Below are 15,106 nucleotides of genomic sequence, written 5' to 3' on the forward strand. Positions count from 1 at the left end.
AGCATCCGAGTTTCTTTCGAACCCGGTGATGTGATCGTCGCGACGCAGCGGGTCCGATCGCCGATCGAATCCGGACCGGCCGGGCGTGCCGGCATGGCAGCGGGGCGCCGACGAATCCAAGTTCGTCGATGACGATCCCTGCTTTATGCGAACGGCAAGAATGCCTGTTTCGAACTTCGTGATCGATGTGTTGGGACAGCGTACGATTCATGATGCTTCCGGCATATTGCGCGCCAGGCTGCTGCCTCTGGCAAGCGCCCGCATTTCCGCCGAGCGGCGCCTAACCTGATCACATCGGGTGCCGATTTTCCGTGATTCTCAATCCTTTCATTTTGTAATGATCCTTGAGAACTGTCATATCATGTCGCCCCTCGGGCCGCGCTCGCGGTCGCCGCACATGACTGACGCTATTTACAAGGACTCTGGATGGAAGCATTCGTGCATGGCCTGATCGCCGCCGTCAACGGCGTGTTGTGGAACTACGTGCTGATCGCGCTGCTGCTCGGCGTCGGTGCGTGGTTCACGTTGCGATTCCGGATGATCCAGCTGAAGGCGCTGCTCCTCAGCATGAAGCTGGTCGGCAGCAAGGGTGAACCGGGCAGCATTTCGTCGTTCCAGGCGTTCGCGACCGGGCTCGCGAGCCGCGTCGGCACCGGCAACATCGCCGGCGTCGCGGTCGCGCTGACGGTCGGCGGGCCGGGCGCGATCTTCTGGATGTGGATGACCGCGCTCGTCGGGATGTCGTCCGCGTTCGTCGAGGCGACGCTCGCGCAGATCTTCAAGGTGTCGCACCCGGACGGCAGCTATCGCGGCGGCCCCGCGTACTACATCCAGACGGGCCTGCGCTCGCGCGGCTTCGGCGTGCTGTTCTCGCTGTCGCTGATCCTCGCGTTCGGCTTTGTGTTCAACGCGGTGCAGGCCAATGCGATCGCCGATGCGTTCCATACGTCGTTCGGCTGGCGCCGCGAGACGGTCGGCGTCGGACTCGTGCTGCTCTCCGCGCCGATCATCTTTGGCGGAATCCGCCGCATCGCGACCGTCGCGCAGGTGATCGTGCCACTGATGGCGATCGGCTACCTCGCGCTCGCGGTCTACGCGGTCGCGACGCACATCGCGCTGGTGCCCGGCGTGATCGCGCTGATCGTGAAGAGCGCGTTCGGCCTCGAGCAGGCGGCCGGCGGCCTGACCGGCTATGCGGTCAGCCAGGCGATCGCGATCGGCGTGAAGCGCGGGCTGTTCTCGAACGAGGCGGGGATGGGCAGCGCGCCGAACGCGGCCGCGACCGCGAGCACGCGCCACCCCGTCACGCAGGGGCTGATCCAGATGCTCGGCGTGTTCGTCGATACGATCGTGATCTGCAGCGCGACCGCGTTCGTGATCCTGCTGTCGGGCCAGTACGCGCTCGGCACCGGGATGGAAGGCGCGGCGCTCACGCAGCGCGCGATCTCGAGCCACGTCGGCGACTGGGGCGGCATCTACATGGCCGTCGCGATCTTCTTCCTCGCGTTCTCGTCGGTGATCGGCAACTACGCGTATGCGGAAGGCAACGTCGAATTCATCACGAAGCGGCGCGGCGGGCTGCCGCTGTTCCGCATCGCCGTGCTCGGCATGGTGATGTTCGGCAGCGTCGGGCAACTGCCGCTCGTGTGGGCGATGGCCGATACGAGCATGGGGCTGATGGCGATCATCAACCTGATCGCGATCCTCGCGCTCGGCAAGTACGCGCACGCCGCGTGGGCCGACTATCGCCGCCAGCGCGCGTCGGGCGTCGCCGATCCGGTGTTCACGCGCAACACGATCCCCGAACTCGCGCGCGTGCTGCCGGCCGACGTGTGGGGCGAGCATGGCCCGCTGCCGCGGCGTCCGGCGTCGATCGATGCGGTGGCCGAAGTGCGCGTGGTGGTGCGCGAGTCATGAACGGCGACCGGCTCCGTGCGTTCGTCGCGCTGATGCCCGATGCGGCATCGCGCGACGCGCTGCACGCGTTGCCGGTCACCCGTGGCGCGCGGCGCACACTGCCCGCGCAACTGCACATGACGCTCGCGTTCATCGGCGCAATCGAGCGGGAGCGGTGCGACGCGCTGGCCGCGTACCTGCCCGCGCTCGCCGCCGCGCATGCGCTGCCGTCGTTGCCGGTCGAGCGGATCGCGTGGTGGCCGAGCCTGCCGCGCGCGCGGCTGATCGTTGCGGAGCTCGCTTCCGATGCCGCTTGCGTCGCGCTGAATGCGGGGCTGGCGGCGCTGATGCAGGAACTCGGCGTGCCGGCCGACCGGCGGCCGTTCCGGCCGCACGTGACGCTCGCGCGCCTGCCGCACGATGCGGTCGGCCAGCCCGCGCACGGCGGCGCGCCGGGGCGGCCTGTCGAGGTGCGCGTCGAAGCGCTGACGTTGTTCGAAAGCCGGCTGTCGCAGGAGGGCGTGTCGCATCGGCCGATCATGTCGGCGCCGATCGCCCCGGCCGAATGCCGGACGCCGCCGCGGTAGCGACACGCGCTGACGACCGCGCGCCATGCCGCCGGTCGCGACCGCGCATCGCTTCGACGGCATGACCCGCCGGCTGCACTACCGGTCGTAACGCGCGAGCGTCAGCCCGGCCAGATCGATCTCCGGTACGCGCCCGGTGACGAGATCCGCGACCACCTTTCCCGACCCCATCGACATTGCCCAGCCTGTCGAGCCGTGGCCGACGTTGAGCCAGAGACCCTCGATCCCGCTCGCGCCGAGCAGCGGCGGCCCGTCGGGCGTCATCGGCCGGCGGCCGACCCAGAAGCGCGCCGACGCGCGGTCGGCCGCATGCGGGAACCAGTCGTCGAGCACCTTCATCAGCGTGTCGAGCGCCTGCTGCCGCAGCGCCGCGCGGCGGTTGCCGAGCTCCGCGGTGCCCGCGACGCGCAGCGCCGGGCCGAAGCGCGTGATCGCGGTCTTCAGCGATTCGTCCATCAGCGCGGCGCACGGCGCCTTTTCGTCGTCGACGACCGCGAGCGTGGCCGAGTAGCCCTTCACCGGATACAGCGGCACGTCGATGCCGTGCGGTCGCAGCAGGCCGGCGCTGTCGACGCCGAGCGCGACGACGATCGCGTCCGCAGCGAGCAGCGCATCGCGCTGACCGGCCGCGCCTGCTTCGAGCGAGTCGACCCGCACGCCGCGCACCTTGCCGCCCGCGACATCAAGCGCTCGAATGCCGGTGCGGAACCGGAACGTCACGCCGTTCGCCTCGCACAGCGTCCGCAGTTCGCGGGTGAAGCGCGCGCAGTCGCCGGCTTCGTCGTCGGGCAGGTAAATGCCGCCGACGGGGGCCTGCCTGGCCCAGCGCAGGCCCGGCTCGATCGCGGTGCAGCCGGCCGCGTCCAGTTCGCGAAACGCGATGCCGGCATCGCGCAGCACCTTCAGCGCGGGCTGCGCCATCTGGACGTCGAACGCGCCGCGCAGCAGTTGCAGGTAACCGCGGCTCGCGCCGTAGTCGAATGGATAGCGCTCGCGAAACGCATGCAGGCACGCGCGGCTGTAATACGCGATGCGCTGCATCCGCTGCTTGTTCACGCGGAACCGCTCGAACTCGCATTCGCGCAGCCAGCGCGCGATCCAGCGCCACTGGGCGGCATCGAGCGTCGGCCGGAAGATCAGCGGCGACGCGGGCTTGAACAGGTACTTGAGGATCTTGCCGGGCATCCCGGGCGCGGCCCACGGCGTCACGTAGCCGGGTGCGATCACGCCCGCGTTGCCGAGGCTGGTCGCTTGCGCGACGTCGGCCTCGCGTTCGATCACGGTGACGTCGCAGCCTGCTTCGCGCAGGTGCCAGGCGGTGGTGACGCCGATCACGCCGGCGCCGAGAACGATCACGTGCATGCGGTGTCCGGGATGAAACGGTGGCTCACGACGCGACGGCCGGATCGTCGGCGAGCGACTTGCCGCGCGTTTCCGGCAGCACGAGCGCCGCGACGATCACGAGCAGGTAGCCGCCGCCCGCGACGAGGCCGATCGCCTTCACGAGCGACATCGATTGCGACAGCGCGCCGACGAGGATCGGGAAGAACGAGCCGAGCCCGCGGCCGAGGTTGTAGCAGAAGCCCTGGCCCGAGCCGCGGATCGCGCCCGGATACAGCTCCGACAGATACGCGCCGACGCCCGCGAAGATGCCTTGCACGACGATGCCGAGCGGAAAGCCGAGCAGCAGCATCGCGGTATCGGTGATCGGCAGCATCGTGTACGCCATGCCGAGCGAGAAAGACCCGATCGCGAACAGGATGAACGACGCGCGGCGGCCGAGCCGGTCGGACAGGATCGCGCCGACCACGTAGCCGACGAACGAGCCGACGATCAGCACGACCAGATAGCCGCTCGTGTTGAACACCGACAGGTGACGCACGGTTTTGAGATAGGTGGGCAGCCACGTCGTGATCGCGTAGTAGCCGCCGAGCATGCCGGTGCACAGCGCGCTGCCGAACAGCGTCGCGCGCAGGTGCGGCGGCGAGAAGATTTCGAGGAAGTGGCCCGACACACGGCCTTCGTCGCGCGCGCGGCGCGTGGCCGTGTAGATGTCGGGATCGCTGACGTTGCGGCGGATGTACAGGATCCACAGCGCGGGCACGATGCCGATCCAGAAGCACGCGCGCCACGCGACCTGCTCGGGCAGCAGTGCGAAGAACGCCCAGTAAAGGATCGCGGCCGCGCCCCAGCCGAACGACCAGCTGCTCTGCACGGTGCCGACGGCCTTCGCGCGATGCTCGGGCGAGCGGATCGTCTCGGCCATCATGATCGTCACGACCGACCATTCGCCGCCGAAGCCGAAACCCTGCAGCGTGCGCGTGGCCAGCAACTGCCAGAACGAATGCGTGAAGCCGGACAGGCACGTGAACAGCGCGAACGTCGCGATCGTCCACTGCAGCACGCGCACGCGGCCGTAGCGGTCGGCGAGGATGCCGGCGACCCAGCCGCCGATCGCCGACGAGATCAGCGAACTGGTCGCGATCATCCCGGCTTCGCTCTTCGTCATGCCCCAGGTGGCGATCAGCGTCGGAATCAGGAACGAATAGATCATGAAGTCGAACGCATCGACCGCATAGCCGCCGAATCCGGCGTACAGCGTCCGGCGCTCGCGCGTCGACAATGCGTTGAACCACTGGAATGCCTGCATGCTTGCCGCCCCCTCTCTTGTCTCGTCCCGCGCTGCCGCGTCGCGGTTATTTTACGGGCGCGTTCCGGCGCGCCAAAAAGGCGGATGCAGGGTCGTGCGGGAAAGCGGGGAGGAGGAAAGACGCGTCAGAGCGTCAGGCCGCCGTCGACGTGGATGACCTGGCCGGTGATCTGCCGCGCCGCATCCGACAGCAGGAACGCGATCAGCGCGGCGACGTCGTCGGGTTCGGCGATGCGGCCGAGCGGCGTCGCCTGTTCGGCCTGCGCCCACGCGGCGGCGTTGCCGGCGCTCGGCCCGTGGTCCTTGCGCGTGAAGCCCGGTGCGACCGCGTTGACGGTGATGCCGGGCGCGGCGAATTCGGCGGCTGCGCTACGCACCAGCGATTCCAGCGCGGCCTTCGCGGCGGCGGTCGCCGCGAACGGCGCATCGGCGCGGTAGCGGTGTGCGACGAACGAACTGACCGCGACGATCCGCGGGGCGGCCGACGCTTCGAGCAGCGGCCGCGCGCGGCCCGCGAGCGCGGAGAACGCACCGGGCATCACCGCGAACGCGGACGCGAGCGCATCCGCGGACAGATCGGAAAAGGATTGCCGCGCGGCGAAGCCGGCGTTTGCGACGAGCTGGTCGAGCCGGCCGAAGCGGGTGGCGACGGCATCGACGAGCGTCGCGGCAATACCCGGCTCGCCGAGATCGCCGGTCAGCGTCAGGCATTCCGCGCCGGCCGCCGTGCACGCTTGTGCGACGTCGGCGAGCCGTGCGCGTGCCGCATCGTCCGCGCCGCGCGCATGCAGCGCCAGCGCGACGCCGGGTGCCGCGAGCCGCCGCGCGAGCGCCGCGCCGATCCCCGCACCTGCGCCGGTGATCAGCGCAATCCGCACGAGGTGCGCGGCGCGTGGGCTCACGCAGCGACCTTGTCGTCGTCGTTCACGCGCTCGACGTTGATCGTGCCGACATGGAACGCGGCCAGCGATTCGCGGTGCGCGATGCTGACGATCGCGGCCTTCGGCAGCCGTTCGGCGAACAGGTGATAGAGGCGCGCTTCGTTGTCGGCATCGAGCGCGCTGGTCGCTTCGTCGAGGAACAGGAAGTCGGGCTTGTGCAGCAGCACGCGCGCGCCGGCCAGGCGCTGCTGTTCGCCCGGCGACAGCACGCGGGTCCAGTGCGCGGTTTCGTCGAGGCGCTCGACGTAATCCCCGAGGCGGCACGCGCGCAGCGCATCGCGGCACGCTTCGTCGCTGAACGCGTCGGGCGTCGCCGGATAGGTGAGCGCGGCCTTCAGCGTGCCGATCGGCAAATAGCTGGTTTGCGGCACGAACATCATCCGCGCGCCGACCGGCGCGTCGATCGCGCCGTCGCCGAACGGCCACAGGCCCGCGAGCGCGCGCATGAACGTGCTCTTGCCGGAACCCGACTTGCCGATCACGAGCCAGCGCGAACCGGGCTCGATCGTGACGTCGCCGATGTTCGCCAGCGCGTTGCCGTTCGGCAGCGCGAGCTTCAGCGACGACGTGGACAGTTCCGCTGCGTCGACGTAATGCAGGTTGATGCCGCCGTGCTCGGTCGCGGGCGACAGACTTTCCTTCAGGTGCGACGTGCCCATCACGCGCTTGAATTCGCGCAGACGGTTGACGGTGGCGCGCCATTCGACGAGGGTCGAGTAGCTGTTGATGAACCACGAGAACGAATCGCTGACGGTGCCGAACGCGGACGAGATCTGCATCAGCACGCCGAACGAGAACGCACCGGCAAAGTAGCGCGGCGCGGCCACGACGAGCGGGAAGATGATCGCGATCTGTCCGTAGAAGCTCAGCACGAACGTGAGCCGCTTCGTGTACTTCATCACGCGCCACCAGTTGTCGCGGATGCGCATGAAGAGGGTCTGCGCGTTGCCGGTCTCGGTCTTCTCGCCGTCGTAGAACGCGATCTGCTCGGCGTTCTCGCGCACGCGGATCAGCCCGAAGCGGAAATCGGCCTCGACGCGCTGCTGCTGGTAGTTGATCGACACGAGCGGATGGCCGACCTTCTGGATGATCAGCGAGCCGACCACAGCGTACAGCGCGGCCGCCCACACCATGTAGCCGGGAATCGCGATCGGCGTCGCGCCGAGCGTGAACGTCAGCGCGCCGGCGAGCGACCACAGGATCGTGATGAACGACACGAGCGTGACGACCGTCGACAGCAGGTCGAGCGACAGCGCGAGCGTCGTGGTCGCGAACGACTGGAGGTCGTCGGTGATCCGCTGGTCGGGGTTGTCCGCGAGGCGGTCACGCTCGATCCGGTAGAACGCGCGATCGCCGAGCCACTGGCCGAGGAAGCGGTCGGTGAGCCACTGGCGCCAGCGGAAGCCGAGCATTTGCCGCAGGTAGCGGCCGTACACGGCGAGGATGATGAATGCAAAGGCGAGCGCGGAGAACTGCATCAGCAGGTTCGGGAAGTCGTGGACGTCCTTCGACTGCAGCGCGTTGTAGAACTGCGCGTTCCACTTGTTCAGCCGGACGTTGATCCAGACCACGCAGAGATTGATCGCGATGATCGTGACCAGCAGGCCCCACGCGATTTTCCATTCGGACGATACCCAGTAGGGCTTGATGAGGCTCCATGCGGATACCGGGCGCTCGTCCTGCGGCGCGTCGGAGGCGGAGCGGACGGGATCGATCGATTGGGTCATGTGCTTCCTGATGATGAGCCGGCGCGCGGGCCGGGCGAAACCGGGCGCGCGCCGCGATACGGCATGCCGGGGCGCGGCGCCGACTGACGGCGGGCGTCCGGATGGTCGCCCGTGCGTCTTAAACGGCACTTAAAAACCGGCGGTGACGCGGCAACCGGCCGCTCGTGCGGCCGGCCTGCGGGCATTGTGCCAGAGCGGCGCGACACGCCGGCGAAATTGCCGCAAGGGGGACAGTTTGCGGCGCTTTCCGCTTTTATGGTCTAATGGCCGACGACGAAACAGGGGTGCTTCGTGGCGCGGCCGGCGGATGTTCCGGGCAGCGCGGCGAGGCTGAGAAAGACCCTTCGCACCCGATCCGGGTAATACCGGCGAGGGAAGTTTCTGATCCCGCCGGGCCGCGCTGGCCGCCATCCCACATGGTCAGCGCCCGAGTCCCGCCCGGCCGGCCTTTGCTGCCGGTTTCGTCCTTTTGGGTACGCGCATTGCGCGTTACGGAAGGAATGATGGCCGCACAATCTTCAGTCTTTTGCAGGGTCCCCGGCCCGATATCGCATGCGTTCGCATGCAACGGCGCGCGCGCGTCGGCGTTCGTCGCGCGTGACCGCGCGGAGGGCGCGCGATGAACGTCCGCGATGCACGGCCCGATTTCGCGGTGCTCGGCGGCGGTCTCGTCGGCCGCCTGATCGCGTGGCGCCTCGCTGGCGACGGGCACCGCGTCGCGCTTTACGAGCGCGGCGGCCCCGACGGCGAGCAGTCGGCCGCGTGGATCGCGGCCGCGATGCTCGCGCCGCTCGCGGAAGCCGCCAGCGCGGAGCTGCTGATCACCGAGCTCGGCGCCGCGTCGCTCGCGCGCTGGCCGCAGTGGCTCGCGGAACTGCCCGAACCCGTCTTCTTCCAGCAGCACGGCACGCTCGTCGTCTGGCATCACGCGGACCGCGCGGAGGCGCCGTTGTTCGAGCGGCGCGTGCGCGCGAATGCACCGGCCGACTTGTTCGACGGCGGCTTCGTGACGCTGGCCGGTGCGCAGGTCGACGCGGCCGAACCCGCGCTCGCGGGCCGCTTCGCGCGCGGGCTGCTGCTGCCGCGCGAAGGCCAGCTCGACAATCGCCAGGCGCTGCGCGCGCTCGCGGCGGGCCTCGCCGAACGCGGCGTCGCGCTGCACTGGCACACGCCGGTCGACGACGCGAACCTGCCCGCCGCGCATTTCACGATCGATTGCCGCGGGCTCGGCGCGAAACCCGCGCTGCCTGCGCTGCGCGGCATCCGCGGCGAAGTCGCGCGCGTGCACGCGCCCGGCATCGGGCTCACCCGGCCCGTGCGGCTGCTGCATCCGCGCTACCCGCTGTACGTCGCGCCGAAGCAGGACGATCTCTATGTGATCGGCGCGACCGAGGTGGAGGGCGAGGACATGTCGCCCGTCAGCGTGCGCTCCGCGCTCGAACTGCTGAGCGCGGCGTTTTCCGTGCATCCGGCGTTCGGCGAGGCGCGCATCCTCGAACTCAACGCGCAGTGCCGGCCGACGCTGCCCGATCATCGCCCGGCGGTGATCTGGGACGGCGCGTCGACGCTCGCCGTCAACGGCCTGTACCGGCACGGCTTCATGATCGCGCCGGAAGTCGCGCACGCGGCCGTCGCGTTCGCGCAGGCCGCGCTCGGCGGCGCGCTCGGCAATCCCGACACGTTCGCCGCGTGGCGCGACGCCGCGCGCTGGCCGACGCTGCTTCATCACCGCAACGACGCGCGCCAGCCGGCCTGACGCGCGCCGCCGACCGAATCCGACCGAGCCTCATGGATATCCAGATCAATCAACAGACCCTGACGTTGCCCGACGGCGCGACCGTGGCCGACGCGCTGGCCGCGTACGGCGCGCGTCCGCCGTACGCGGTGGCGCTGAACGGCAACTTCGTCGCGCGCACGCAGCATGCGGCGCGCGCGCTCGCGGCGGGCGACAAGCTCGACGTCGTGCACCCCGTTGCGGGCGGCTGAGCGCCGCCGGTCCGTCCCCGCTCTTCCAGGAAAACGACATGACGTCCCACCCCTCCGCCGATGCGCTGACGCTGTACGGCGAAACTTTCGCAAGCCGCGTGCTGCTCGGCACGTCGCGCTATCCGTCGCTGCAGTCGCTGTCCGATTCGATCGCCGCGTCGCGTCCCGGGATGGTGACGGTCGCGCTGCGCCGCCAGATGACGGGCGGCACCGCCGAAGCCGGCTTCTTCGACCTGCTCAAGCGCCACGCGGTGCCGCTGCTGCCGAATACGGCCGGCTGTCAGACCGTCGCCGAAGCGGTGACGACCGCGCACATGGCGCGCGAGGTATTCGATACCGACTGGATCAAGCTCGAACTGATCGGCGACGACTACACGCTGCAGCCCGACCCGGTCGGGCTGATCGAGGCCGCCGCGCAACTGGTCAAGGACGGCTTCAAGGTGCTGCCGTACTGCACCGAGGATCTCGTGATCGGCCGGCGCCTGCTCGACGTTGGCTGCGAGGCGCTGATGCCGTGGGGCGCGCCGATCGGCACCGGCAAGGGCGTCGTGAATCCGTACGGGCTGCGCGTGCTGCGCGAACGGCTGCCGGACGTGCCGCTGATCGTCGACGCCGGGCTCGGCGTGCCGTCGCACGCGTGCCAGGTGATGGAATGGGGCTTCGACGGCGTGCTGCTGAACACTGCCGTGTCGCAGGCCACGCACCCGGAGATCATGGCGCGCGCGTTCGCGCAGGGCGTCGAGGCCGGCCGCGCCGCGTATCTCGCCGGCCCGATGGATGCGCGCGACACCGCGCACGCGAGCACGCCGGTCGTCGGGATGCCGTTCTGGCACCAGGACGGGGGCGGCGCATGAGCGCGCGCTTCGCCGATGCGTTCTGGCCGCCGGCCGACGAGCTGGCCGAAGCGGCCGAGCGGATTCGCGCGCGGCTCGGCGACTGGCCGGACGGCGCGGTGCCGTGGCGGCTCTGCGTGGCGGCGCCTGACGTGCCCGCCGATGGCGACGTGCTGATCGTGTCGGCCGGCGATCGTGCCGCGCAGGCGCGCGCGTCGGCCGTGTCGCGGCCTGCGTCGCCGGACGCGGTGGCGATCGAATTCGACGAGCAGGGCGCCGTGCTGCATGCGGCCGGCGTGCGCTACGCGCTCGACGCCGCGCATCCGCTCGCGGACGACTGGATCGCGGCGCTCGCCGCGTTCCTCGATTGCGGCTTCGCGCCGGTCGACGCGCTGGTGCTCGCGCTGGCGTGGCGCGACGGCGACGAGACGGGCGCCGCCGATGCATGGCCGGTCGATGCCGCGCAATTCCCGCGCGTCGCCGGGCTGCCGCCTGCGCCGGAACCGGCATTTGCGCCGTGTCCCGCGCGGCTCGGCCTCTATCCGGTCGTGCCGAGCGCCGAATGGGTCGAGCGCGTGCTCGACGGCGGCGCGCGAACCGTGCAACTGCGCGTGAAGGACGCGACGCCGGACGCGCTACGCCGGGAAATCGCGCGCGCGGTCGCGGCCGGGCGCCGCTATCCCGATGCGCGCGTGTTCATCAACGATCACTGGCAAATCGCTGCAGAAGAAGGCGCATACGGCGTGCATCTCGGCCAGGAGGACCTCGAAACGGCCGATCTGGCAGCGATCGCGCGCGCGGGCCTGCGGCTCGGACTGTCGAGCCACGGTTATTACGAGATGTTGCGGGCGCTGCACGAGCGGCCGAGCTATCTCGCGCTCGGCCCCGTGTACGCGACCGCCACCAAGGCCGTCGCCGCGCCGCCGCAGGGCCTCGCCCGGCTTGCCCGCTACGCGCGCTTCGCCGGCGCGAGCGCGCCGCTCGTCGCGATCGGCGGGGTCGGGCTCGACACGCTGCCGGCCGTGCTGGCGACGGGCGTCGGCAGCGTCGCGGTGGTCAGCGCGGTCACGGGCGCGGACGACTATCGGACGGCGCTTGTTGCGCTGCAGCAGTGCTTTGCCCGACAATTTGACAATCATTGACCGCAGGGCCCGGAACGGCGTCACGACATCATTCCAATGCAGGCCCTATAATTCGGCGTTCTGCGTAAAAGGACTGTCAGCTCCGTGAGCCCCACTCCTACCGAGACTCTGCTGGAACTTCGCGACGTCGACTTCGGCTACGGCGACCGCCTCGTCCTGTCCAACCTGAACCTGCGCTTCGGGCGCGGGCAGGTCGTCGCGGTCATGGGCGGCTCGGGTTGCGGCAAGACCACCGTGCTGCGCCTGATCGGCGGCCTCGTGCGCGCGAACCGCGGCCAGGTGCTGTTCGACGGCGCCGACGTCGGCGCGCAAACGCGCGACGGCCTGTATGCGCTGCGCCGCAAGATGGGCATGCTGTTCCAGTTCGGCGCGTTGTTCACCGACATGTCGGTGTTCGAGAACGTCGCGTTCGCGCTGCGCGAGCATACCGACCTGCCCGAAGACCTGATCCGCGATCTGGTGCTGATGAAGCTGAACGCGGTCGGGCTGCGCGGTGCGCGCGACCTGATGCCGTCCGAGGTGTCGGGCGGGATGGCGCGCCGCATCGCGCTGGCGCGCGCGATCGCGCTCGATCCGCAGCTCATCATGTACGACGAGCCGTTCGCGGGCCTCGATCCGATTTCGCTCGGCATCACCGCGAACCTGATCCGCACGCTGAACGAGGCGCTCGGCGCGACGTCGATCCTCGTCACGCACGACGTGCCGGAATCGTTCGCGATCGCCGACTACGTGTATTTTCTGGCCAACGGCGGCGTGCTTGCGCAGGGCACGCCCGACGAGCTGCGCGCGTCGACCGATCCGAGCGTGCGGCAATTCATCGACGGCGCGCCGGACGGCCCGTTCAAATTTCATTACACGAGCCCGCCGCTTGCAGCGGATTTCGGCCTCGGCGGAGGGCGCGCATGATCAGCGCGATCGGACGTTACGTCATCGGCGGCCTCGAGCGGGCGGGCTACGGCACGCGCCTGTTCGTGCGCCTCGTGCTGGAATTCTTCCCGCTGCTGCGCCGGCCGCGGCTGGTCACGAAGCAGATCCATTTCCTCGGCAACTATTCGTTCGTGATCATTGCCGTGTCGGGGCTGTTCGTCGGCTTCGTGCTCGGCCTGCAGGGGTATTACACGCTGAACCGCTATGGTTCCGAGCAGGCGCTCGGCCTGCTGGTCGCGCTGTCGCTCGTGCGCGAGCTCGGCCCCGTCGTCACCGCGCTGTTGTTCGCGGGCCGCGCGGGCACGTCGCTGACGGCCGAGATCGGCCTGATGAAGGCCGGCGAGCAACTCACCGCGCTCGAGATGATGGCGGTCGACCCGATCAAGAACGTGATCGCGCCGCGCATGTGGGCGGGCATCATCGCGATGCCGCTGCTGGCCGCGATCTTCAACGCGGTCGGCGTGCTCGGCGGTTACTTCGTCGGCGTCGTGCTGATCGGCGTCGATCCGGGCGCGTTCTGGTCGCAGATGCAGGGCGGGGTCCAGGTCTGGGCCGACGTCGGCAACGGCGTGATCAAGAGCATCGTGTTCGGGTTCGCCGTGACCTTCATTGCACTGTTTCAAGGGTATGAAGCGAAGCCCACGCCCGAAGGCGTGTCGCGCGCGACCACCAAGACGGTCGTGTTCGCGTCGCTCGCCGTACTCGGCCTCGATTTCCTGCTGACCGCGCTGATGTTCAGCTAAGCCTCAGCCAAGCCAAATTTTGGGATGACGATGAAAAAGACTGCTCTCGACTTCTGGGTCGGCCTGTTCGTGGTGGTGGGCTTCCTTGCGGTGCTGTTCCTGGCGCTGAAGGTCGGCAACATGAGCTCGCTGTCGTTTCAGCCGACCTACTCGGTGAGGATGAAATTCGACAACATCGGCGGGCTGAAGCCGCGCGCGGCCGTGAAGAGCGCGGGTGTCGTGGTCGGCCGCGTGAAGTCGATCGGCTTCGACACGAACACGTACCAGGCGCTCGTCACGATCGACGTCGACGGCCAGTACCCGTTCCCGAAGGATTCGTCGGCGAAGATCCTGACGTCGGGCCTGCTCGGCGAGCAATATATCGGCCTCGAGCCGGGCGGCGACACCGAAATGCTGAAGGCGGGCGATACGATCACGATGACGCAATCGGCGATCGTGCTCGAGAACCTGATCGGCCAGTTCCTGTACAGCAAGGCCGCCGATGCGGGCGGTGCGAAGCCGGCATCGGGCGCGCCCGCCGCACCCGCCGCGCCCGCACCAGTGGCGGTGCCGGCATCGGCGGTGTCCGGTTCGGCCGGCCAATAACCACACGAGAGAAAACAAGAGGGAATGACCATGCACACGATCCGCATCAGGCACGCCGCGCTGGCGATGGCGGCAGTCGCCGCGTTGAGCGGCTGCGCGACCGTGCAGACGCCGACCAAGGGCGATCCGCTCGAAGGCTTCAACCGGACGATGTACAAGTTCAACGACACCGTCGATACGTACGCGCTGAAGCCGGTCGCGAAGGGCTATCAGTACGTGGTGCCGCAGCCGGTGCGCGACAGCGTGACGAACTTCTTCTCGAACATCGGCGACGTCTACATCGCGGCGAACAACATCGTGCAGCTGCGGATCGCGGACGGCGTCGGCGACATCATGCGCGTCGTGATCAACACGGTGTTCGGCGTCGGCGGCCTGTTCGACGTCGCGACGATCGCGAAGCTGCCGAAGCACACGGCCGACTTCGGGATCACGATGGGCCGCTACGGGATGCCGTCGGGCCCGTATCTCGTCCTGCCGCTGCTTGGGCCGAGCACGCTGCGCGACACGGCTGGCCTCGGCGTCGACTACGTCGGCAACCCGCTCACCTACGTGAAGCCGGACGGCCTGAGCTGGGGCCTGTTCGGCGTGAACCTGGTCAACACGCGCTCGAACCTGCTCGGCGCGGGCGACGTGCTGGATGCCGCGGCGCTCGACAAGTATTCGTTCGTGCGCAACGCGTACCTGCAGCGTCGCCAGATGCTGATCAGCAACGCGCGCGGCGAGGCCGCCGCGACGTCGAGCAACGACGCGCTGCCGAAGTACGACCTGCCGGAAGACGGCGCGGCACCGGCGGCAGCCGGCGCGGCCGGTACGGCGGGCGCGGCAGCGGTGGGCGGCGCGGCGCCGGCGCCCGCGTCGGGCGCGGCGGTTGCTGCGCCGGCCTCGGGCACGGCCGAATCGCCGAACCCGGCCAGCGAGACGAACGTGCCGGCGATGCAGGTGGCGCCTCCGTCGCCGGGCGGGTTCCGGTTCCCGAGCATCCGGCTGCACTGACGGATTTACATTCGTTACAGCCGGAAACGATTCAGTCGGTAGCGTATGCGAACTTGCGCGTAAGCTACCTGCTCCAATCTTCGCATCGACTCATTC

Annotated in this window: 14 protein-coding genes and 1 riboswitch; of the genes, 10 read left to right on the forward strand and 4 right to left on the reverse strand. The window is 69.2% G+C overall.

Translation table 11 applies throughout. The features are described 5' to 3' along the window. Nucleotides 1-426 precede the first annotated feature (426 nt). Nucleotides 427-1,917: an alanine/glycine:cation symporter family protein gene (locus JYG37_RS03955; protein ID WP_124631189.1), complete on the forward strand. Its 1,491-nt coding sequence runs from the start codon at nucleotides 427-429 to the stop codon at nucleotides 1,915-1,917. Continuing rightward, complete coding sequence (thpR, locus tag JYG37_RS03960) at nucleotides 1,914-2,483, forward strand: RNA 2',3'-cyclic phosphodiesterase (RefSeq protein ID WP_050013140.1); 570 nt, start codon at nucleotides 1,914-1,916, stop codon at nucleotides 2,481-2,483. Before JYG37_RS03955 ends, thpR begins: the two co-directional genes overlap by 4 nt. A 78-nt stretch (nucleotides 2,484-2,561) precedes the next feature. Here thpR and JYG37_RS03965 read toward each other — a convergent pair whose 3' ends face one another. The 4 genes from JYG37_RS03965 to JYG37_RS03980 form a co-directional block, all read right to left on the reverse strand. Then, on the reverse strand, nucleotides 2,562-3,845 hold the full coding sequence (locus tag JYG37_RS03965) for a D-amino acid dehydrogenase (RefSeq protein ID WP_050013139.1): 1,284 nt from the start codon (nucleotides 3,843-3,845) through the stop codon (nucleotides 2,562-2,564). Nucleotides 3,846-3,870: 25 nt separating this feature from the next. Beyond that, a complete protein-coding gene (locus JYG37_RS03970; RefSeq protein ID WP_050013138.1) occupies nucleotides 3,871-5,133 on the reverse strand; it encodes an MFS transporter in 1,263 nt (420 codons plus the stop codon). A 125-nt stretch (nucleotides 5,134-5,258) separates the two neighbouring features. Beyond that, nucleotides 5,259-6,035 (reverse strand): SDR family NAD(P)-dependent oxidoreductase, encoded by a 777-nt coding sequence (locus JYG37_RS03975; protein WP_050013137.1) that lies wholly within the window; start codon nucleotides 6,033-6,035, stop codon nucleotides 5,259-5,261. Continuing rightward, nucleotides 6,032-7,801: an ABC transporter ATP-binding protein/permease gene (locus JYG37_RS03980; RefSeq protein WP_213345891.1), complete on the reverse strand. Its 1,770-nt coding sequence runs from the start codon at nucleotides 7,799-7,801 to the stop codon at nucleotides 6,032-6,034. The genes JYG37_RS03975 and JYG37_RS03980 overlap by 4 nt, the downstream gene beginning before the upstream one ends. A 270-nt stretch (nucleotides 7,802-8,071) precedes the next feature. Next, nucleotides 8,072-8,195: riboswitch (TPP riboswitch) on the forward strand. 225 nt (nucleotides 8,196-8,420) lie between these two features. On the opposite strand from JYG37_RS03980, the gene JYG37_RS03985 reads away from it, so the two are divergent. From JYG37_RS03985 to JYG37_RS04020, 8 genes are all read left to right on the forward strand, one after another. Continuing rightward, nucleotides 8,421-9,557, forward strand: a complete 1,137-nt coding sequence (locus JYG37_RS03985; RefSeq protein WP_213345892.1) for an FAD-dependent oxidoreductase — start codon at nucleotides 8,421-8,423, stop codon at nucleotides 9,555-9,557. Nucleotides 9,558-9,589: 32 nt separating this feature from the next. Then, on the forward strand, nucleotides 9,590-9,787 hold the full coding sequence (gene thiS, locus JYG37_RS03990) for a sulfur carrier protein ThiS (protein ID WP_027783340.1): 198 nt from the start codon (nucleotides 9,590-9,592) through the stop codon (nucleotides 9,785-9,787). 38 nt (nucleotides 9,788-9,825) lie between these two features. Continuing rightward, on the forward strand, nucleotides 9,826-10,641 hold the full coding sequence (locus tag JYG37_RS03995; protein WP_011546614.1) for a thiazole synthase: 816 nt from the start codon (nucleotides 9,826-9,828) through the stop codon (nucleotides 10,639-10,641). Continuing rightward, nucleotides 10,638-11,762 carry a thiamine phosphate synthase gene (thiE, locus tag JYG37_RS04000; protein WP_213345893.1) on the forward strand — a complete coding sequence of 375 codons (1,125 nt, stop codon included), beginning with the start codon at nucleotides 10,638-10,640 and terminating at the stop codon, nucleotides 11,760-11,762. The genes JYG37_RS03995 and thiE overlap by 4 nt, the downstream gene beginning before the upstream one ends. A gap of 84 nt (nucleotides 11,763-11,846) precedes the next feature. Then, the gene (locus JYG37_RS04005) at nucleotides 11,847-12,668 is read left to right on the forward strand and encodes an ABC transporter ATP-binding protein (protein ID WP_050013134.1); all 822 of its coding nucleotides are present in this window, start codon (nucleotides 11,847-11,849) and stop codon (nucleotides 12,666-12,668) included. Further along, on the forward strand, nucleotides 12,665-13,432 hold the full coding sequence (gene mlaE, locus JYG37_RS04010) for a lipid asymmetry maintenance ABC transporter permease subunit MlaE (RefSeq protein WP_050013133.1): 768 nt from the start codon (nucleotides 12,665-12,667) through the stop codon (nucleotides 13,430-13,432). The genes JYG37_RS04005 and mlaE overlap by 4 nt, the downstream gene beginning before the upstream one ends. Before the next feature lie 24 nt (nucleotides 13,433-13,456). Continuing rightward, nucleotides 13,457-14,017, forward strand: a complete 561-nt coding sequence (gene mlaD / locus JYG37_RS04015; RefSeq protein WP_050013132.1) for an outer membrane lipid asymmetry maintenance protein MlaD — start codon at nucleotides 13,457-13,459, stop codon at nucleotides 14,015-14,017. Nucleotides 14,018-14,047: 30 nt separating this feature from the next. Then, a complete protein-coding gene (locus tag JYG37_RS04020; RefSeq protein WP_050013178.1) occupies nucleotides 14,048-15,010 on the forward strand; it encodes an MlaA family lipoprotein in 963 nt (320 codons plus the stop codon). The last annotated feature ends 96 nt before the right edge of the window (nucleotides 15,011-15,106 follow it).

The sequence above is a fragment of the Burkholderia sp. LAS2 genome (assembly GCF_018417615.1).
GTDB classification, from domain to species: domain Bacteria; phylum Pseudomonadota; class Gammaproteobacteria; order Burkholderiales; family Burkholderiaceae; genus Burkholderia; species Burkholderia sola.